The organism is Alcaligenes phenolicus, from assembly GCF_032063905.1.
GTDB lineage: Bacteria > Pseudomonadota > Gammaproteobacteria > Burkholderiales > Burkholderiaceae_B > Alcaligenes > Alcaligenes phenolicus.
Map to the genome: position 1 here is coordinate 476,794 of NZ_DAMBOE010000003.1, position 20,884 is coordinate 497,677.

Annotated in this window: 18 protein-coding genes; 5 read left to right on the forward strand and 13 right to left on the reverse strand. The window is 57.3% G+C overall.

The window, feature by feature from the left end:
* Positions 1-115: 115 nt before the first annotated feature.
* From fghA to U2949_RS08780, 10 genes are all read right to left on the reverse strand, one after another.
* On the reverse strand, positions 116-1,009 hold the full coding sequence (gene fghA, locus U2949_RS08735; RefSeq protein WP_257722888.1) for an S-formylglutathione hydrolase: 894 nt from the start codon (positions 1,007-1,009) through the stop codon (positions 116-118).
* 126 nt (positions 1,010-1,135) lie between these two features.
* Positions 1,136-2,242 carry an S-(hydroxymethyl)glutathione dehydrogenase/class III alcohol dehydrogenase gene (locus tag U2949_RS08740; RefSeq protein WP_026483572.1) on the reverse strand — a complete coding sequence of 369 codons (1,107 nt, stop codon included), beginning with the start codon at positions 2,240-2,242 and terminating at the stop codon, positions 1,136-1,138.
* A 152-nt stretch (positions 2,243-2,394) separates the two neighbouring features.
* Positions 2,395-3,636, reverse strand: coding sequence for a cardiolipin synthase ClsB (gene clsB / locus U2949_RS08745; protein WP_026483571.1), 1,242 nt, complete (start codon positions 3,634-3,636; stop codon positions 2,395-2,397).
* Positions 3,637-3,677: 41 nt separating this feature from the next.
* Positions 3,678-4,529, reverse strand: a complete 852-nt coding sequence (locus U2949_RS08750) for an endonuclease/exonuclease/phosphatase family protein (RefSeq protein WP_009457467.1) — start codon at positions 4,527-4,529, stop codon at positions 3,678-3,680.
* 18 nt (positions 4,530-4,547) lie between these two features.
* On the reverse strand, positions 4,548-6,335 hold the full coding sequence (aspS, locus tag U2949_RS08755) for an aspartate--tRNA ligase (protein ID WP_009457464.1): 1,788 nt from the start codon (positions 6,333-6,335) through the stop codon (positions 4,548-4,550).
* Positions 6,336-6,377: 42 nt separating this feature from the next.
* Positions 6,378-7,037: a DUF502 domain-containing protein gene (locus tag U2949_RS08760; protein ID WP_026483570.1), complete on the reverse strand. Its 660-nt coding sequence runs from the start codon at positions 7,035-7,037 to the stop codon at positions 6,378-6,380.
* 11 nt (positions 7,038-7,048) lie between these two features.
* On the reverse strand, positions 7,049-7,252 hold the full coding sequence (locus U2949_RS08765) for an FmdB family zinc ribbon protein (RefSeq protein WP_371478382.1): 204 nt from the start codon (positions 7,250-7,252) through the stop codon (positions 7,049-7,051).
* A gap of 264 nt (positions 7,253-7,516) precedes the next feature.
* A complete protein-coding gene (locus tag U2949_RS08770) occupies positions 7,517-8,776 on the reverse strand; it encodes a putative Na+/H+ antiporter (RefSeq protein ID WP_026483569.1) in 1,260 nt (419 codons plus the stop codon).
* A gap of 43 nt (positions 8,777-8,819) precedes the next feature.
* Positions 8,820-9,764: a 4-hydroxybenzoate octaprenyltransferase gene (gene ubiA / locus U2949_RS08775; protein ID WP_035269713.1), complete on the reverse strand. Its 945-nt coding sequence runs from the start codon at positions 9,762-9,764 to the stop codon at positions 8,820-8,822.
* Between the two features lie 210 nt (positions 9,765-9,974).
* Entirely contained in the window at positions 9,975-11,171 is a 1,197-nt protein-coding gene (locus U2949_RS08780) for an aminotransferase-like domain-containing protein (RefSeq protein WP_088451788.1), read from the reverse strand.
* Positions 11,172-11,466: 295 nt separating this feature from the next.
* Here U2949_RS08780 and U2949_RS08785 point away from each other — a divergent pair, with 295 nt between their 5' ends.
* Genes U2949_RS08785 through U2949_RS08795 form a run of 3 tightly spaced genes read left to right on the forward strand, consistent with a single transcriptional unit; the run spans position 11,467 to position 14,724 of the window.
* The gene (locus tag U2949_RS08785) at positions 11,467-12,072 is read left to right on the forward strand and encodes a HutD/Ves family protein (RefSeq protein WP_026483566.1); all 606 of its coding nucleotides are present in this window, start codon (positions 11,467-11,469) and stop codon (positions 12,070-12,072) included.
* Between the two features lie 4 nt (positions 12,073-12,076).
* A complete protein-coding gene (gene hutI / locus U2949_RS08790; RefSeq protein ID WP_321287213.1) occupies positions 12,077-13,300 on the forward strand; it encodes an imidazolonepropionase in 1,224 nt (407 codons plus the stop codon).
* Between the two features lie 2 nt (positions 13,301-13,302).
* Positions 13,303-14,724 (forward strand): formimidoylglutamate deiminase, encoded by a 1,422-nt coding sequence (locus U2949_RS08795; protein ID WP_321287216.1) that lies wholly within the window; start codon positions 13,303-13,305, stop codon positions 14,722-14,724.
* Positions 14,725-14,901: 177 nt separating this feature from the next.
* On the opposite strand, the gene hutH is transcribed toward U2949_RS08795, so the two are convergent.
* The gene (gene hutH / locus U2949_RS08800; protein WP_026483563.1) at positions 14,902-16,437 is read right to left on the reverse strand and encodes a histidine ammonia-lyase; all 1,536 of its coding nucleotides are present in this window, start codon (positions 16,435-16,437) and stop codon (positions 14,902-14,904) included.
* 18 nt (positions 16,438-16,455) lie between these two features.
* On the reverse strand, positions 16,456-18,186 hold the full coding sequence (gene hutU / locus U2949_RS08805) for a urocanate hydratase (RefSeq protein ID WP_321287218.1): 1,731 nt from the start codon (positions 18,184-18,186) through the stop codon (positions 16,456-16,458).
* 316 nt (positions 18,187-18,502) lie between these two features.
* Here hutU and hutC point away from each other — a divergent pair, with 316 nt between their 5' ends.
* Complete coding sequence (gene hutC / locus U2949_RS08810) at positions 18,503-19,192, forward strand: histidine utilization repressor (protein ID WP_026483561.1); 690 nt, start codon at positions 18,503-18,505, stop codon at positions 19,190-19,192.
* A gap of 133 nt (positions 19,193-19,325) precedes the next feature.
* On the opposite strand, the gene U2949_RS08815 is transcribed toward hutC, so the two are convergent.
* Positions 19,326-19,847 carry a helix-turn-helix domain-containing protein gene (locus U2949_RS08815; RefSeq protein ID WP_321287220.1) on the reverse strand — a complete coding sequence of 174 codons (522 nt, stop codon included), beginning with the start codon at positions 19,845-19,847 and terminating at the stop codon, positions 19,326-19,328.
* Between the two features lie 474 nt (positions 19,848-20,321).
* Here U2949_RS08815 and U2949_RS08820 point away from each other — a divergent pair, with 474 nt between their 5' ends.
* Positions 20,322-20,876, forward strand: a complete 555-nt coding sequence (locus tag U2949_RS08820) for a GNAT family N-acetyltransferase (protein WP_321274566.1) — start codon at positions 20,322-20,324, stop codon at positions 20,874-20,876.
* Positions 20,877-20,884 lie beyond the last annotated feature (8 nt).

A 20,884-nucleotide genomic window follows, 5' to 3' on the forward strand; every position in this document is an offset into this window, starting at 1 on the left:
TGCGGCAAATCGGTGGGCGGGACGCCACAAACAGGCTAAAAAACCGTGGCTGCCTGAGAGTAACGCCTTAACGCCCACCTGAAAATAACAAAGTGCGACCTTGTTTATCCAGCGATCACAGTCGCTCGGCGTGAAAATTCAGATGGTCCTGAATGAAGGTCGAGATGAAGTAGTAGCCGTGGTCATAGCCGTCGTGACGGCGCAGGGTCAAAGGCTGTTTGGCCTGCTCGCACGCCTGCTCGAATACTTCCGGATACAGTTGTTCGGCCAGAAAACCGTCACTCAAGCCCTGGTCCACCAAGATACCGGCAGGATACGGCGTACTGGTCTTGGCCATCAGGGCACTGGCGTCGTGTTGTTCCCAAGCCTGGCGATCCTGACCCAGGTAGGCACCAAAGGCCTTTTCGCCCCAAGGGCAGCGGGTCGGCGCAGCAATAGGTGCAAAGGCCGACACGGAGCGGTACTTGCCAGGGTGGCGCAGAGCCAGCGTCAAGGCACCGTGGCCGCCCATGGAATGACCAAAAATACCCACACGGCTGGCGTCGCCGGGCAGGATGGTCGTGACCAGATCAAACAGCTCCTGGGTCACATAGCTTTCCATGCGGTAATTCTTGCTCCAGCCGGGCTCAGTGGCATCCAGATAGAAACCGGCACCGGTTCCCAGATCCCAGCCATCGTCTTCGCCTTCCACGCCAGCACCACGCGGGCTGGTATCGGGAGTGACCAGCATGATGCCGTGCTCGGCAGCGTAACGCTGGGCACCGGCCTTGATCATGAAGGTTTCTTCCGTGCAAGTCAGCCCTGCCAGGAAAAACAGCACAGGCACACGGCCTTGCCCGATAGCCTCTGCCAGACTGGCGGCCCCTTTCTGAGCGCTGGCCTGTAGTTGCGGCGGCATGTACACAGAAAAACGCATGGGCAGGCCAATTGTCTGCGAAGCGTGTTGGTAGTAGCGCTGCCAACCATTAAAACAGCGGTGTTCGTTGAGCAGTTCCAGTGTCTGAGTCATAGCCCCCTCGTGTTCTCAATTGCAGATCCGGCCCACATCCTGTGGCACGCCCAAGGGCGGCCACGGACTCTGGAACCGGGATAAAGGGTGCAGGCGACTGCCTGCGCCCTTCTCAAGCGACGTCTATCAGTACATCACCACCGAACGGATGGATTTACCGGCATTCATCAGGTCAAAGCCTTCGTTGATGCGCTCCAGCGGCAAGGTGTGGGTGATCAGATCGTCGATATTGATCTTGCCATCCATGTACCAGTCCACAATCGTGGGCACGTCGGTACGGCCACGAGCGCCACCAAAGGCCGAGCCCTTCCATTCGCGACCCGTTACCAGCTGGAACGGACGGGTGGAGATTTCGGCACCAGCCTCGGCCACACCAATAATGATGGACTGGCCCCAACCACGGTGGCAGCACTCCAGTGCCTGACGCATCACCTTGGTGTTGCCGATACATTCAAAGGAGTAATCCGCGCCGCCGTCTGTCAGTTGAATGATGTGGTCCACCACGTTTTCAACCTCATTGGGGTTCACGAAATCGGTCATGCCGAACTGGCGAGCCATGGCTTCGCGCTCGGGGTTGATGTCCACTCCGATGATCTTGCCAGCGCCGACCATCTTGGCGCCCTGGATCACGTTCAGGCCAATACCGCCCAAACCGAACACCACCACGTTAGCGCCCGCTTCCACCTTGGCGGTAAACAGCACAGCGCCCAAGCCTGTGGTCACACCACAGCCGATGTAGCACACCTTGTCAAAAGGCGCGTCGCTACGAATCTTGGCCAAGGCAATTTCCGGCACCACGATGTGGTTAGCGAAAGTCGATGTGCCCATGTAGTGGTGCACTGGCTTGCCGCCAATGGAGAAACGCGAAGTGCCATCGGGCATCAGGCCCTTGCCCTGAGTCGAACGGATCGCGGTACACAGGTTGGTCTTGCGCGACAGGCAGGATTTGCACTGGCGGCACTCGGGTGTGTACAGAGGGATCACGTGATCGCCAGGGCGCAAGCTGGTTACGCCAGCACCTACATCCAGTACCACGCCTGCGCCTTCATGGCCCAGGATGGCAGGGAACAACCCTTCTGGATCAGCACCGGACAAGGTGTAGTAATCGGTATGGCAAATGCCCGTCGCCTTGATTTCGACCAGCACTTCGCCCGCTTTGGGACCTGCCAGATCGACCTCTTCAATCGTTAGCGGAGCGCCCGCTTTCCAGGCAACAGCTGCACGTGTTTTCATGTGGTCCACCCTCCGGGTAAAAGTAATTATGGTTACGGCAAACTCGGTCCTTCGGGACCAAACTCTTAAAGTATAGAGAGTATTTTATAAGGCGCTGCCCGGCTGGCGGCACCTTGTATGGGTAAAGACCCGTACAAATTGCCTGGCAGGCATCAATACAAGGACGATTTACCCGTCAGCAGCACGCCCAGGCGCAACATACCATAGGCCAGGTAATCGACCAGCCGGCTGAATACACCCAGACGCTGATACTGCTCCGGGTAGACTCGCGCTGCATTGTGCTCGATCTCGTACTCCAGCTTGGCCTGCAGGTCCTGGGTGAAAGGCACATCCTGAATCAGCACATTAGCCTCGCGCGCCAGCAGCAGACTGAACGGGTCCAGATTGGACGAGCCCACCATGGAGTAATCGTCGATAACGGCGACTTTAGCGTGTAAATAGCTGGCCTTGTACTCGTACAGCTCGATGCCATGATCCAGCAACTTCCCGTACATGAATCTACAGGCCCGATATTGCAGGAAGTATTCAGCATGGCCTTGCAGCAACAAGCGCACCCGCACGCCTCGTTCCGCCGTCTGTTCGATACGGCGACGCAAGGTACGGCCCGGAAAAAAATAGGCATTGGCCAGTACCACCTGCTCCTGCGCTTTGCCGAGCAAGTGCAGATACGCCTGCTCAATCTGCTGACGATGGCGCACATTGTCCCGCAGCAGCAAGCAGGCCCGTACTCCTTCAAAAACCTGCCCGGCCTGCTCCGCCTTCTTGCGCGCCTGACGCCGCTTGCGCCATTCACGCCACAGGGTAAAGCGCTGGGTGAAGCTGTCCCAATCCTTGCGTCTGCGCCAGGCCATGCGCAGCCATAGAGCCTGCTGAGCCCGCACCATATCGTCGACAATGGGCCCTTCGCAGCGTACAGCAAAATCAAAGCGCGGCCTGCCCTGTCCATTGATCAGGGGCACCTCATCAAAGTCGTCCAGAATATTGATGCCACCCACAAAGCCAATGCGCTCATCGACCACCAGCATTTTCCGGTGCAGTCTGCGCAAACGTCGCAAGGACAAGCGCGGTTCGCGCCACCCTTGGGGTTTGGGGCGATAAATCCGGTAGCGGGCCCGCATGGCCTTCAATTGCTCGGCAATCTGCAAGGCATGCACATCACTGCCAAAGCCGTCAATCACCACACGTACGCGTACACCCCGCTCACAGGCTCGTCGCAAGGCGTCCAGAACGCTGTGACCGCTGTCATCCAGGTTGAAGATATAGGTTTCCAGATGCAGACGCTTTTTCGCCTGATCGATAGCTTCGCAAATAGCCGGAAAGAACTCCTGGCCGTTTTGCAGCAAGGTGATTTGATTTCCTTCGTGCCATAGTGGATCGCGCTTCAGACTCGGCATGCTTGCTAGGCCTATGCGTTAAGAAACCACTGAACGCCCCTTTACGGCAGCTCCAGCTCGGTCAGGATGGGGGCATGGTCGGACAACTGTTTCCAGGGGTCTCCCACCAGTACACGGGCATTACGCACTGCAAAACCACGCTGGTAGACGCGATCCAGACGTAGCCAGGGAAATGCCGCGGGGAAGGTACGAGGCGGTGGCGTCATGCGTGCGGCACCGTTCACGCCCAACTGAATGCCTTGATCCGGCACGACCAGCCCGCTTTTGCGCATGGTACGCAGCCATTTGATGGGCTGACGCAGTCGGAAACGGTTATCGGCCTGACCACGAGGCGAGAACGAAAATACCTCGTACAGATTCAGCTGCTGCACAAAGATGGGTGCCAGGCGGTTATTCCAGTCGTTGAAGTCGCCTGCAATCAACAAGGGCTCGTCCGCAGGGACAATGCGCTTGATGCGATCGAGCAAGGCCTGAACCTGACGAACCCGGCCGCTGTTGAACAATCCCAGGTGCACCACAATGCAATGCACCGGACGACCATCGACATCAATGACGGCATGAAGCAGACCGCGCTGCTCCATACGATGGTCGGAAATGTCCTGGTTTTCGTACTGCAGAATGGGAAAGCGCGACAGCAAGGCATTGCCGTGGTCCGTATGTGGGCGAACCACGTTACAGCCGTAAGCCGTATTCATGCGCAAGGCAGCGGCCAGGGATTCGTGCTGGGCGTCCAGGCTGCCTTGCAGCTGGTTGCGCCCCTGCACTTCCTGCAAGAACAACAAGTCGGGAGACAGCCCATAAAGCCCCAGGCGCAGATCCGCCAAAGACTCCCGTTTGCCCGAAGCCGAGCGGCCTTTGTGAATGTTGTAGCTAACTACCCGAATCACTGACACGCTGTCCCCCGTTCTGACTTACTTGTTTTCAACAGCCCGCAGACGAATATGCAACTCGCGCAGCTGCTGCTCGTCCACAGCCGATGGGGCCTGGGTGAGCAGACACTGAGCACGCTGTGTCTTGGGGAAAGCAATCACGTCACGGATCGAATCGGCACCGGCCATCAGGGTGACCAGACGATCCAGACCCATAGCCAGACCACCGTGTGGAGGTGCGCCGTATTGCAGCGCATCCAGCAGGAAGCCGAACTTCAGTTGTGCTTCTTCAGGGCCGATCTTCAAGGCATTGAACACTTTGCTTTGAACGTCAGCACGGTGGATACGGACCGAGCCGCCACCCACTTCCCAACCGTTCAGCACCATGTCGTAAGCCTTGGCAAAGGCCTTGCCGGGATCTGTTTCCAGCAGGTCTTCGTGGCCGTCTTTGGGGCTGGTGAAGGGGTGGTGAGCTGCAAAGTAGCGGTTTTCGCCCTCGTCGTATTCGAACATGGGGAAGTCCACCACCCACAGGGGTTTCCAACCTTCTTCAACCAGACCGTTCGCCTTACCGAATTCGCTGTGACCGATCTTGATACGCAGGGCACCAATCGCATCGTTCACGATCTTGGCCTTGTCGGCGCCAAAGAAGATCAGGTCGCCGTTCTGGGCGCCTGTGCGCTCCATCACCTGTTTCAGAACCTCAACATTGATGTTCTTGACGATAGGCGACTGCAGACCTTCAGGGATCGAGGTCACATCATTGACCTTGATGTAAGCCAGACCCTTGGCACCGTAGATGCCGACAAACTTGGTGTATGCGTCGATTTCGCTACGCGGCATGGCGCCGCCGCCAGGAATGCGCAGAGCAACCACGCGGCAGGAGGGGTCGTTGGCCGGTGCGGAGAAGACCTTGAAATCCACTTCACGCATCAGGTCAGCCACGTCCACGAACTCCAGCTTGACGCGCAGGTCAGGCTTGTCCGAACCGTAGCGCTGCATGGCTTCAGTCCAGCTCATGGTGGGGAACTTGGGCAGCTCCACGTTTTGCACGGTGCGGAAAATGTGCGTGACCATGCCTTCAAAAATATCGCGAATCTGCTCTTCGTTCAGAAAAGAGGTTTCGCAGTCGATCTGGGTAAACTCAGGCTGGCGGTCAGCACGCAAGTCTTCGTCGCGGAAGCACTTGGTGATCTGGTAGTAACGGTCAAAGCCCGACACCATCAGCATTTGCTTGAACAGCTGGGGCGACTGGGGCAATGCAAAGAATTCACCTGCGTTCACACGCGACGGAACCAGGTAGTCGCGAGCGCCTTCAGGGGTGCTCTTGGTCAACATGGGGGTTTCAATATCAATGAAACCCAGGTCGTCCAGGTAGCGACGGGATTGCATGGCGACTTTGTAGCGCAGCATCAGGTTGTTCTGCATCTGCGGACGGCGCAAATCCAGCACACGGTGCGTCAGACGCGTGGTTTCGGACAGATTGTCATCATCCAGCTGGAAAGCCGGCGTGACCGAAGCGTTCAGGATCTCGATTTCGTCGCAAACGATTTCGATCTCGCCCGAACGCAGGTCCGGGTTGACGGTGCCTTCAGGACGAGCCTGAACGCGGCCGGTAATGCGCAGGCAGTACTCATTACGGATACGTTCGGCCACTTCAAAGGCCTGCACGTTGTCAGGGTTGACGACAACCTGCGCCAGACCCTCACGGTCGCGCAGATCAATGAAAATCACACCCCCGTGGTCGCGGCGACGATGTACCCAGCCAAACAAATTGACCGTCTGGCCCAGGTATTCTTTGGAAACCTCGCCGGTATAACACGTACGCATCTAGGATGACTCCGAAATAGTAAAAACTGCAAATTGGAAAATTCAGGTTCCAGCCAAGGGGGGTGTCCCTTCGGGACCCTCCGGCTGGTCAGAAACAGGGGGCAAAGCGATCGGCTCGGTAGGGCTGACCACTCCCATGGATACGATGTATTTAAGCGCCGCATCCACTGTCATGTCGAGCTTGTGTACATCCGCCCGAGGCATCATCAGGAAAAAACCGGAAGTCGGGTTGGGCGTGGTGGGCACGTAGACGCTGACAAAGTCCTCTCCCAGTATCTGCGCCACTTGTCCGCCCGGCGTGCCGGTCAAAAAGGCAATGGTCCAGGAACCAGCCCTGGGATACTGCACCAGAACGGCCTCGCGAAACGCCTGACCATCGGGTGCCAACACCGTATCACTGACTTGTTTGACGGAATTATAAATGGAACGCACCAAAGGAATACGCCCAAGTAGCAATTCCCAACGATCCACAACGGCACGGCCCAGGTAATTGGCCGCCAGCAAACCCGTACCAAACAAGACAGCCAGCACCAGCACAATTCTAAAGCCGGGAATCCGCAGGCCGAACAGGGCCTGCGAAGACAGAAACTCCGGCACGACGCTCTCCAGCGTTTCGATCAGCAAGGTCAGCACCCAGACGGTGATGACCAAGGGCACCCAGATGAGCAGGCCAGTGACGAAATAACGCTTGAAGGGGCGCATAAGAAATGGTGTTAGCTGGACGATGAGGAAGAAGGTGTCGTCGCAGGCGCGGGTGTGGACGTAGCGCCACTGTCCGCGGGCTTGCTGCCACCCTGGTTACGAAAATCCGTTACATACCAGCCCGTACCCTTGAGCTGGAATCCGGCCGCCGTTACCTGTTTGGTAAAGGTAGGCTGGTTACATTCTGGACAAACCTCCAAAACGGGGTCCGACATTTTTTGCAGCACATCTTTTTCGTATTGGCACGAGCTGCATTTATACGCATAGATAGGCACGACTCATCCTAACAAAAAGCCGAAACAAACTTCGAGATACAAATAAGTAGGGTCGAAACCAGCAAATTTCAAGCCGGAGACCCGCTCAATCAGCAACCGCAAAGGGTTCCCAGGGGCGCTTCTGCCGTGATTTTAGCCCTTTTGGCGTTCAATCGCACTGAACTTCGCCCCGGCCAGACAGGCCGCCCCTGGCGGCCATCCGGTTTAGATCAAGAACATGCAGGCTGCGACCAGGGTCGGCACCATGGCACTGAGCAGCAAACGCAGAGGCGAGATCGCACCATCCGGGAAGCTGCCTTTCAGAATGGAGAAGCCAGCGGGGTTGGGCGCGTTGGCAATCACGGTCAGACCACCGCCTGTAACCGCACCGGCCACCAGCATATAGCGCCAGATATCCGAGGTGCCTTCCACCAGAGAGCCCAGATAGGTCAGCGCCGCGTTATCCGTTACTCCCGTCAAGGCCGTCGCCCCCCAGAACAGCACGGTGGGCGACAAGCCGCCCAGCAGATCCTGCAGCCACCATTTTTGCAGACCACCCAGGACCACCAGACCGGCCAGGAAGAAGCCAACCATCAGGCCTTCACGCACCAGCAAAGGGTTCTGGTAATGCTTGTAGGAGTGGGCATAGCCAATAAACAGCATCAGCAGAGCCATGAACACAATGGGGTGATGCGCGCCCAGCACAATCGCCACCAGGAAAGCCACGTGAATGGCCATGACGGTAATGGGTACCGGGCGCTGCGCCTGTTTTGTTTCAGGCATGCCCTGCCCCATTTCCATCAAGGCTTTACGGCAAACCAGGGTGACCAGAGTGGCATTGATCAAGACGGCCATCACAGCACGCCAACCAAAATGCGTCGCCATAAACGCGGTGTCCCAGCCAAAGGTGCTGGCCACCATCAAGACTGGGGGGGCTGCATAGGCAGTCAACACGCCACCAATGGAGACGTTCACAAACAGCACGCCCACCGTCAAATACTTGAAACCGGCATGGCCTTGGTGACGGAAATAGGCTTTGTGCAGCAACAGCGCCGCCAACGTCATGGCAGCAGGCTCGGTAATCAGGGAACCGGCCAGAGGCACTACCGACATAGTGATGAAGTAGGTGGAAATCTTGTCAGACACGGGCACGGCACGCGCCAGTACCGACACCGTCTTGTTCACCAGTTCCAGAATCGGACGGCTGGCGGCAACCACCATGATCGCGAACACGAACATGGGTTCGGTGAAGTTGCGGGTTTCCAAATACTCGATAGCAGACTGCAAATCCACAAAAACAGCCATATAGGCCACCAGCACACAGGCCCAGACGCCAAACACGGCCTCGACCTCGGACAACATGTGCCACAGCCCTGAGTGGCTGCCGCCTTTATTGGCCAGGCGGGCAAATACCGGAACCGAGAAGGTGTGGACGATGGCAATGGCAAATAGCGCCGTTGCGACATACTCAAGAGGAGAGGCCATTCTTCAAACCTTTAAAGCTTTACGTAAATTGCTTGAACACGGATCAAGCCAAGCTGATCGTGCCAGCCAAAGCGGCCACCACCAGCAACACACCAACCCAGATGTTGGCACGGAAAAGGCGCAGGCCTCGTTCGGGATAGCGCACGTCAAACTGCCGCATCTGCCACAGCAGATGAATGCCGATGACGGCCATCACCACGTAATACAAAATCCGCTCGTTCAGCAGAAAACCGCCCACCAGCCAGCAGGCCATGGCGGCGATGTAAAAACCGCTGATCCAGGTTTTGCCTGCATCGCGGAAACGCAGAGCCGTGGAGTGCAGGCCCAGCTTGGTATCGTCAGCCATGTCGATATAGGCATAGATGGAGTCGTAGCCCACCTGCCACAAAATCGCGCCCACCCACATCAGGATGGCGCCAAAAGGCACCATGTTCTGCGTATCGGACCAGGCCATCAACATGCCCCAGTTAAAGCAGATACCCAGAACCACTTGCGGCCAGTAGGTAAAACGCTTGCACAGGGGGTAAATCATCACGATCGGGAACAGGGCCAGGGCCAGCCAACGGCTGTACTCATTGATAGCCAGCAGCAGCAAGGCACACACGGCCATTTGCGCCAGCACGAAGATCACCGCCTGACGCATGGTGATCTGGCCGCTGGTCAAGGGCCGGAAACGGGTACGTTCAACCTGATGGTCGAAGTTACGGTCCGCCATATCGTTAAAGCAGCAGCCAATACCGCGCATCAACAAGGCGCCCAGAGAAAAGATCACCAAACGCCACAGGGTAGGAATACCGTCCGCTGCCTGCACCAGAGCGGCCAGAGCGGGCAAGAGGGTCAGCCAGGTGCCCACAGGCCGGTCCAGCCGACACAAACGGGCATACGGCCCCCAGGACGCTGGCAAATAGCGGGCCACCCAGTCATTGTTGGGACGCATATCGGACAGATCGGGACGCGGGGAAGATTCCGAAGCGGATGGAGATGTCATAGAGGTAAAACCTAAATCCAGGCCTCAAGCCATAGACTGAAAACAGGCATACCCTCTGGCAGAGGGTATGCGGTGGATTCCAGGAACCTGTTCATGCTCTGGGAGCAAGCAAAACGCAATGGCCGGCGCTGAAAACCACAGCGCTGGCCGGGCCAGCGCATGAAAAGACGCAGACCCATCAGTCTGCGTCCCGTGCCTGCCAAACGGCGATCAGGCTTCCTTGATGAGTTTACCCAAGATGGCGATGCCTTCGCGAATTTTTTCCTCGGGCACGGTGGCAAAGCTCAGGCGCAAGGTGTTGCGTTTGACGTCCTTGCCGGCGTAGAAAGGTTCGCCCGGAACAAAGGCCACCAGGTTCTCAATGGCTTTTTGCAGCAGGACCGTCGCATCCACGTGCTCGGGCAAGGTCACCCAAATGAACATGCCGCCTTCAGGACGGGTCCATTGGGCTGTGTCCGGGAAGTTCTTGTCCATGGCGTCCAGCATGATGGCGCACTGTTTCTGGTAAATATCGCGCACTTTGGGCAGGTGCTTTTCCAGGAAACCGTTATGGACGGCTTCGTAAACAGCCATCTGCGTCAGTGTGGAGGTATGCAAGTCCGTGGCCTGCTTGATCTGCACCAGTTTGTCGATGATCTTGGCTGGAGCCACGATGTAGCCCAGGCGCAGGCCAGGAGCCAGCACTTTGGAGAAGGTGCCCAGGCGTATCACGGTAGCACCGGCTTTGCGGCCCAGGGACAGCAGGCTGGGCAGACGCTCGCCGGCGTAACGCAGTTCACCGTAGGGATCGTCCTCGACGATCGGGATATGCGCAGCCGCACATCGCTCTACCAGGTCCTGGCGGCGTTCCAGAGGCAGGCGCAGGCCGGTGGGGTTCTGGAAGTTGGGCAACGCGTACAGCAGACGGGCACCCATGGCTTCGGGAGCCGACACGTACTCGGGGATCATGCCCTGGCCATCGGTAGGAATAGCCACGAACGAAGGATCGTACACAGACAGAGCCTGCAAAGCGCCCAGGTAAGTAGGCGACTCCACCAGCACCTTGCTGCCTTCATCAATGAACAGCTTGCCCAGCATGTCCAGGGCTTGCTGCGAACCGTTCACCAGCAGGATTTCGTCGGCGTCCACAGGGGCGCCTTCGGCGCTCATTTGCTCTGCCAGCCATTGGCGCAGCGGCAGATAGCCTTCCGTCGTGGTGTATTGCAGCGCCACACGGCCCTGCTCGCTCAGTACCTTGTTGAACGCGCTTTGCATTTCCTCGACAGGAAAGCCGACTGGAGTGGGCAGACCGCCCGCAAAGGAAATAATCTCGGGACGCGCAGTGACCTTGAGAATTTCACGAATTGCGGAGCCACTCAGTTTCTGGGCACGTTGGGAAAAGGTAAAAGACTGCGAGAGGGTATCCATGATTCGGGGAAGTCCTGAAGAAGAACGATTAAATACTTCATATGCAAACTTTCTAGCTTGCAATAAATAACGCAGGATGCCGAAAAAACCAGGCATCCTGCACCTTTGAATGAATTATGACTCGGGTTTATTAGCGTATACCTTGCCACCAAGCGGCTTTCAGCGCAAGTAGCTCAAGGGTTTGTGCTCGGGATTTACCCTGAAAAAACAGCCTGCCCTTCAAGACGATCGTCGCGCTTTGTCTATACTCAGCTATTGTATATACAATTAAAAATCCGCCCGGAGCCATGCCACCATGAGCCAGCCCCACCCTGCCACTTTGCTTCGCCTGCTAAACATCAGCATCCTGCCCGCGCAGCCCTGGAAAAACGGTGGCGGCACCACGCGCGAGGTGCTTTGCCATCCCGAACATTCCGACTATGAGCACTTTGACTGGCGCATCAGCCTGGCCCAGGTCCAGACCTCCGGCGATTTTTCCCGCTTTCCCGGCATAGACCGACACATCATGTTGATCGAGGGCGACAACATGCAGCTGATTCACGAGCAAGATATCCATGTGCTGCATCCATTCCAGCCCTACGCCTTCGCTGGCGAGGACAAGATGGCCTGTTTGTTACCACTCGGTCCGACACAGGACTTGAACCTGATGCTGCGCCGGGGCCGAGCCCAAGGCAGCTTGCACGCATGGCAAGGACGGAACGACTCCATGAAATTGGCCGCTGGTACGCATTTTCTGTACGCACCGCAAGGCGGCTATCAACTCCAGGCCGACACACACAGCTGGACCCTGGGCGCCGGGCAAGCCCTGACAGGCAGCACACCCGCCCCCTTGTCCCTGCAACTGCAGGCCGACCATGCTGATGCCCCGCTGGTCTACGCCTATATCGCTCCCACGGAATGAAATGATGAGCTACACACTTTGGACCGATTTACGCCTGGCCCCCACCGCCGACCCCGAGTACGTCATCGAAGATGCATGCCTGGTCGTACAGGCGGACCGTATCGCCTGGATGGGCCCACGTCATGACCTGCCCGCGCAGTGGCAACACCCCGCCCACGAACACAAGCTGGGAAATCGCTGGGTGACCCCCGGCCTGATCGACTGTCACACCCATCTTGTTTACGGCGACAACCGCGCCCAGGAATTTGCCCTGCGGCTGGCCGGGGCCTCTTATGAAGAAATAGCCCGTCAGGGTGGCGGCATTGTGTCCTCCGTCAAAGCCACCCGCTCCCTGAGCGAGGACGAATTGCTGGCCCAAGCCCTGCGCCGTCTGGATGCCTTGCTGGACGAAGGCGTCACCGCGATTGAAATCAAATCCGGCTACGGCCTGAATCTGGACAGTGAACGCAAAATGCTGCGCGTCGCCCGCCGTCTGGGTGAGTTGCGTCCGGTCACGGTGCGCAGCACCTTTTTAGGTGCCCATGCCCTGCCCCCTGAATTTGCCGGGCAAACCGATGCCTATCTGGATTTGGTCTGCGATCAAATGCTGCCCACTCTGGCACAAGAAGGACTGATCGACGCGGTTGACGTCTTTTGCGAGCGTATTGCCTTCGACCTAAAGCAGTCCGAACGCGTTCTGAAAGCGGCCCAAGCGCTGGGCTTGCCCGTCAAAATGCACGCCGAGCAGCTCTCCAATCTGGGCGGCACAGAAATGGCGACCCGCTACCAGGCCCTGTCCACCGACCATCTGGAATACCTGGATGAAGCAGGCGTCATCGCCATGAAAAAAGCCGGAACCGTGGCCGTGCTGCTGCCCGGAGCCTACTACTTTCTGCGCGAAACCCAGTTACCCCCGATTGAACTGCTGCGCAAACACGGCGTACCGATGGCCCTGTCCACTGACAGCAACCCTGGCACCTCCCCCTGTGCATCCCTATTACTGATGCTGAACATGAGCAGCACGCTTTTCAGACTGACTGTTCCCGAAGCCCTGGCAGGCGTCACTCGCCATGCCGCTCAGGCCTTGGGCGCCCCTGACATCCGTGGTGAACTGAGCATCGGGTCCCGCGCCGACTTTGTCGCCTGGGACATAGACTCCCTGCCCGAACTGGTCTACTGGCTGGGCCTGCCACGCTGCGCCCTGGTCGTACACCAAGGCAAAATCAGCCGTGACCTGCGCAAGGAATGATCATGAGCATCCCCCGAAAACATGAAGCGCTCTGGGCCCCTTGGGCCTATCTGGACGGCCAGTGGCAAGCGAATGTACTGCTGCGCTGGGACCAGGACGGCACACTGACAGACGTTCTGCCCGAAGCCAGTCAGCAGGATATAGACGCAGCGGGTTCCGTTCACACAGCGCAAGGTGCCGTACTGCCGGGCATGCCCAATCTGCATTCACATGCTTTTCAAAGTGCCATGGCTGGGCTGACTGAATTCCGGGGGCAAGGCCAGGACAGCTTCTGGAGCTGGCGCGACCTGATGTACCGTTTCGCTGCCCGTCTGGAGCCCGAGCACATGCAGGCCATTGCCCAATGGCTCTATATACAGATGCTGAAAGCGGGCTACACCAGCGTGTGCGAGTTCCATTACCTGCATCACCAGCGCGACGGCCAGAATTACGCGCCCATAGGCCTGCTGGCCCAAGGCGTCATGGAAGCGGCCAGCGCCAGCGGTCTGGCCATTACCATGCTGCCCGTGCTGTACCAGTACAGTGATTTCGGCAGCAAGGCACCGCGTCAGGATCAACAGCGCTTTTTGAATAGCCCTACGCAGTTGCTGTACCTGCTGGAGTCCCTGCACAACAGCCACCCCTTGAGTGCTGACCGGCGTTACGGAGTTGCACCCCACTCCCTGCGCGCTGCCAACGTTGGTTCTATCAGTACCTTGATCGACGGCCTGCACAGCCTGCCCTCACGCCACCCGATTCACATCCACATTGCCGAACAGACAGCCGAAGTGCTGGCCTGCCGGGACATCAAAGGCAGCAGTCCGGTGGCCTATCTGTATGACAACTTCAATGTGGACGAACGCTGGTGCCTGGTCCACGCCACTCATATTGACGAGCAGGAGCGCCAACAAATTGCCCGCAGCGGTGCCGTAGCAGGTTTGTGTCCAAGCACCGAGGCGAATCTGGGTGATGGCCTGTTCCCTGCCGCCGCCTTTCTGGCTGAGCAAGGGCGTATGGGCATAGGTTCGGACAGCCACATCTGCGTAGACTGGCGCGCCGAACTGCGCTTGCTGGAATATGGTCAACGATTGATCAGCCAGCAACGCAATGTGCTGACTTCGTCCCAACAACCTTTCGTGGCGGACTACTTGTTTGACAGCTGCGCACGCGGTGGTGCACAAGCTTCCGGACGAGCCAGTGGGCAACTAAGCCCCGGTCATCAGGCAGATTTAATGGTGATTGATCTGGACCACCCCAGTCTGGCGGGTCTGGATAAGCAGCATTGGCTGTCGGCGCTGGTCTTTGCCGAACGCGCCCACGCCAACCCGATTCGTGATGTATTCGTCAGCGGTAAAGCCTGTGTGACAGACGGCCATCATCCTCAGGAAGAAGCGGCCTTTACGGCTTATAAAAAAGCGCTGCAAAGTCTGATGAAAAACGCCTAGGCCAAAAAGCCTCCTACCCATTTTCTTCATGGTGCTCTGTACACCATAGAAAATGAAGCCAAGCTGTCTGACCCGTTCAGTGCCCCGTATGGATACACAAAAAAAATCCCTGGCGTGGGGACCCATGCCAGGGACAAGTTCGTGGAGACAAAAACAATCAGCAGGACTTCATGAACACTAAAACAGATCAGCCGCCGTTGCTGCCAAGCTTTCGTCCAGTACCAAGGCTTTCAAGGCCTCGATATCGGGAGCCAGATAACGGTCCTGGTCGTAGAAAGGAACGGCCTGACGAATCGCATCCTGCACCTTCTTCAAGCGCTCGGAAGTCAGCAAAGGTGCATGGAAATCAATGCCCTGTGCCGCGCACAGCAATTCAATCGCCACAATCGCAGCCGTGTTCTGTGCCATGTCTTCCAGACGGCGCGCCGCAAAGGTTGCCATGCTGACGTGGTCTTCCTGATTAGCCGAAGTAGGCAGGCTATCCACACTGGCAGGATGTGCCAGTGACTTGTTTTCCGAAGCCAGAGCCGCCGCAGTCACATGGGCAATCATGAAGCCCGAATTCAAACCCGCGGAAGGCACCAGGAACGGTGGCAAGCCAGAGATGCTGGCATCAATCAACAAAGCGACTCGACGCTCTGCCAAGGCACCAATTTCAGCAATCGCCAGAGCCAAGCTATCGGCAGCAAACGCCACCGGTTCGGCGTGGAAGTTGCCTCCGGAAATCACCTGATCCGGCTCGCCATTCTTGCCGGGAAACACCAGCGGGTTATCCGTGACAGCATTGGCTTCCGTCAGCAGGCTGCGTTCGTTCTGTGTGATCAGATCCTGAATCGCACCCATGACCTGGGGCTGACAGCGCAAGCTGTAGGGGTCCTGCACCTTGTTGTCATTGTCGCGATGCGACTGACGAATCTGGCTGCCAGCCAGCAGCTCCCGATACAGGCGAGCCGCATAAATTTGCCCCGGCTGGCCACGGACCTCATGGATGCGCGCATCAAAAGGCGCATCACTGCCTTTGGCGGCGTCCACACTCAAGGCGCCGGCCAGAATCGCATTGCGGAACAAGGTCTGGGTGCGGAACAGGCCATTCAAGGCCAGGGCTGTAGACACTTGCGTACCATTGATCAGCGCCAGCCCTTCCTTGGCAGCCAGCACAATGGGAGTGATACCCGCCTTGGCCAAAGCCTGCTGGGCTGGCATCCATTCGCCCTGCCACTTGGCCTGTCCTTCCCCGATCAACGTCAAGGTCATGTGCGACAAGGGCGCCAGATCACCCGATGCGCCCACGGACCCCTTGGACGGAATGAAAGGCACCACGCCCGCATTCAGAATATCCAGCAAGGTCGTAACCACATGCGAGCGTATGCCCGAAAAGCCACGCGCCAAACTGGCAATTTTCATGGCCATGATCAAGCGGGCCACCGCATCGGACACCGGCTCGCCCACCCCCACGGAGTGCGACAGAATCAGGTTCTTTTGCAGTTGCTCCAGATCGTGGTCGGGAATGCGTTGCTGGGCCAGCTTGCCAAAGCCGGTATTGATGCCATAAGCCGGATTACCTTCGCTGATGATCTTGGCCACAATGGCCGAGGACGCATCCATGTCCCCGATCGCCTCTGGTGGCAGAGTCAGAACAGTCGGTTCCTGCCAGATTTGGCGTAGCTGTGCCAAAGTCAGTGCGCCGGGAGAAAGCTCGATACTCTTGCTCATTTATCTGTCCTGTTTTTCTTACTTGATCATGGGCAGTGTCAGCCCGAAATTCTTGGCTGTTTGAATCGCCAGCTCGTAGCCGGCATCCGCATGACGCATCACACCACTGGCGCAATCGTTAATCAAGACCCGCTCCAGACGGGCCGCGGCCTGCTCGCTACCGTCAGCCACAATCACCATGCCTGCGTGCTGGCTGTAACCCATGCCTACTCCGCCCCCGTGGTGCAGCGAGACCCAGCTCGCCCCGCCTGCGGTGTTCAACAAGGCATTCAACAAAGGCCAGTCCGACACGGCATCCGTGCCATCACGCATGCTTTCAGTTTCGCGGTTGGGGCTGGCCACCGAGCCTGTATCCAAGTGGTCGCGGCCAATCACAATGGGCGCTTTCAGCTCGCCTTTGCGCACCATTTCGTTAAAGGCCAGACCGGCGCGGTGACGCTCGCCCAGCCCCAGCCAGCAAATTCGTGAAGGCAAGCCCTGGAAAGCAATGCGTTCCTGCGCCATGTCCAGCCAGCGATGGACGTGCTGATTGTCGGGGAACAGCTCTTTGATTTTTTGATCGGTTTTGTAAATATCTTCCGGGTCGCCCGACAAGGCCACCCAACGGAACGGGCCTTTGCCCTCGCAAAACAAGGGGCGAATATAGGCAGGTACAAAACCGGGAAAATCGAAGGCATTGGCCACGCCTTCATCAAACGCAACTTGGCGAATGTTATTGCCGTAGTCCACAACCGGAATACCCATTTTCTGAAAATCCAGCATGGCCTGTACATGAACGGCGCAGGACTTAGCAGCGGCTTGCTGAATACGGATGTGTTGCGCCGGGTCTTTCTGCGCCGCCTGCCACTGCTCCACCGTCCAACCCGAAGGCAAATAGCCATTGAGCAGATCGTGGGCGGACGTCTGGTCCGTCACCAGATCAGGTTTCAAACCACCAGCTTGGGCACGTCGCACCAGTTCAGGCAGTACGTCGGCAGCGTTACCCAGCAAGCCAATCGACACAGCCTCCTTGGCGGCCGTGTGCTGGGCAATCAGTTCCAGCGCATGGTCCAGATCGCGCGCCTGCTTATCCAGATAACGGGTCTGCAAACGGAAGTCGATACTGCTTTGCTTGCATTCAATTGTCAGCGATACCGCCCCGGCAAAGCTGGCAGCCAAAGGCTGTGCGCCACCCATGCCACCCAGGCCAGCAGTCAGAATCCAGCGCCCAGCCAGCGAACCACCAAAATGCTGACGACCTGCTTCGGCAAAAGTCTCGTACGTGCCTTGCACAATGCCCTGGCTGCCAATGTAGATCCAGCTACCCGCCGTCATCTGTCCGTACATGAACAAACCGGCCTGATCCAGCTCGTGGAACTTCTCCCACGTGGCCCATTTGGGGACCAGATTCGAGTTGGCCAGCAGCACACGTGGCGCATCACTATGCGTACGGAACACACCCACCGGCTTGCCGGACTGAATCAGCAAAGTCTGGTCATCTTCCAGCTTGCGCAGGCTGGCCAGAATCTGGTCGTAGCACTCCCAGTTCCGGGCCGCACGCCCGATGCCGCCGTACACCACCAGATGCTGGGGATTCTCGGCCACGGCCGGGTCCAGATTGTTCTGAATCATCCGGTACGCGGCTTCCGCCACCCAGTTCTTGCAACTGAGCTGTGTACCCGTAGGGGCATGAATCTGCCGCGCAGGATCGAAACGGGGATCTTGGCTGGCCGCCGAAGTGTGATGATCAGGCATGATGCTGTCCTCCATCTGAGGTGTCTCTGGATACGCGCTGGTTCTATCTGGCAGGCTGTTTCCACACGCGGAAGGCAGGTCCAAGCGCCGACAAAACAACGGTTTTCTTGTAAGCTCATGCCAATGTATAGTCATTTTTCCAAGTTGTCTATACATATAAAAAAGAGCCTTGCATAAGCTCGTGAATGCGAGCATGGGAAGGCATCACTCGCGGCCTGGTGCACGACCTCAGATCTGGCCTGCGCAAGACTCTTTTAAGTGTGAACACGTCCTACAGGAAAGCATAAAAATGGATGTCCCCCAGACGAGCCATTCGTCAACTGAACCAAGCATGCCCGCCTACCTGCAAATCAAGAATTTTGTGCTGGAGAAAATCCAGTCCGGCCAATGGCGTGAAGGTGATCTGATCCCCACTGAACTGGCTTTATGCGAACAATTTGGCGTGTCGCGCATGACGGTCAACCGCGCGCTGCGGGAGTTGACGAATGATGAGCTGCTGATCCGCATCAAAGGCTCGGGCACCTACGTCGCGCAGCCCAAATTCCAGTCCACCCTGATCGAGATACGCAGCATCGCGCAAGACATACGGGAGCGCGGCCACCAACACAGTTGCCAAGTGCTGAGCATGGAGCGGCTGCAGGCCAGCCCGGCTCAAGCGCGGCTGTATGGCATTGCGCCGGGCGCGGCGCTGTTTCATTCCATTATTGTTCATGCCGAAAACGGCTTGCCCATCCAGTACGAGGATCGCCTGGTGGATGCGCAAATGGCGCCGGATTACATGGAGCAGGACTGGAGCCAGATCACGCCTAATGAGTATCTGGTGCGGGTTGCTCCCTTGCCGACCGGCTTTTACAGCATTGAAGTGCTGGTGCCGCCCACCGGAATCGCACAGGCCCTGCACATGAAAGAGCAGCAGCCCTGTTTGGTGATGGACCGCCGCACTTTTTCCAGCGATCAGTTCACGACTCACGCCAGGCTGTGGCATCCGGGGGATCGCTATAAATTCACCGGCAAGATGTAGGCCGTAAATCTGCTCTGCCTAGAGTTTGACCCACAAACGCATCGATCAGGCGCACAGGCTTCTGGCCTCCTGAGCCATACACCGTCGCCATTTTCTTGTCGCATTGACCTGGCACGACCAACCCTTGAGCTGATCACTTGCCAACCACACCGGAACGAGCCTGCTCATGCTGGCGATAGCGGGTCAACGACAAGCCTGTGTGGCGCTTGAAGTACCGGCACAGATAAGAGGGATCCTCAAAATTCAGCTGATCGGCAATCTGCCCGATCGCCAGCTGGCTGTAGGAAAGCAGTGCCTTGATCTCCAACACCACCTGCCTGTCGATCAAGGCCTTGGGACTGTCGTTGAAAAACTCTTTACTCAGCTGGGATAGATAAAACGGGGTGATGTTGAGCGCATCGGCATAAAACTTCACCTCCCTATGCTCCCGACAATGCTGGCCAACCAGCTCCCAAAACCGCCAACTGATCATTTCCTTGCGGCTGAACTGCTGACTACCCTGGTATTCAGGCGGAATCTGCTCGGCAGTGCGCAGAAAGAAATTCTGCAGCTGATTGCGCAGCATGATGTCCTGATACAAGGTGCAAGTCTGCACAATCTCGCGCAGCTGCACCAGCCAGGCAGCCAGCAAAGCCCGCTCTTTCCGCGGGAGCACACACACAGCGGATTGTCATGCAGGAATACAAACAAGGGGTTAGGCAACTGATACGCCACTTCTGAGGCCAGGTTCTTGGGCATCAACAGGAAAAACACCTTGAAACTGCGCGAACGCCGTTTCAGCAGCGCAATCGTATCCTCCGCCAGCACCAGCACATCATGAGGACGTACAAGCTGATCCTTGAAGTTCAGGCTGACCAGAGCGCGGCCCGACAGGCAGATCATCAAGGTCATATAGGTATGACCAAAAGACAAAGGTATTCCCACGCCTTCCGCCAGCGTTGTCTCGCCTGTCAGCCAGCTGTCTTTGGCGCTGAATAATTGTGGAATCTGATGCATGGTATTCGTCTTTCCTTTACGGCCCGGCAATCCGCAATACTTTCTAAAAGTACCGAAACTGCCAAGTTCCTGCTCTGTTCCCTGAAGCCGCCAGGTTCTATTCTGTTTTCTGCTTAATTAGTGAGTAAAGAAAATGAAACTTCAAACAGAAAGGCTGATTTTACGCCCCTGGCAGGACAGCGACGCCGAGGATTTATACGAATACGCCAAGGACGACCGAGTCGGCCCGATTGCCGGTTGGCCGGTTCATACCAGCGTTGAGGAAAGTGCTGAAATTATCCGCACAGTTTTCAATATGCCCGAAGTGTATGCCGTCGAGCACAAGGACAATGGCCGAGCTGTCGGTTGCGTTGGCATCCTGATCGGCAAGAACAGCAACTTCGAGATCAGTGAAGAAGAAGGCGAAATTGCCTATTGGATTGGCGTCCCTTACTGGGGGCAGGGCTTGATTCCCGAGGCCGTGCGCGAAGTGATGCGACACGCTTTTGAAACGCTGAAGCTGAAGGCCCTGTGGTGCGGCTACTTTGCCAACAATGCCCAATCGCAAATTGCGCAAACCAAGTGTGGCTTTCGCCATCATCACACCGAAGAAAACAAGTACAACCAGTTCCTGCAGGACTACCGGACTGAACACATCAGCCGCATTACCGCTCAGGAATGGCTGGCCTTGCCCAAACAACAGGCCTAACCCCAGCC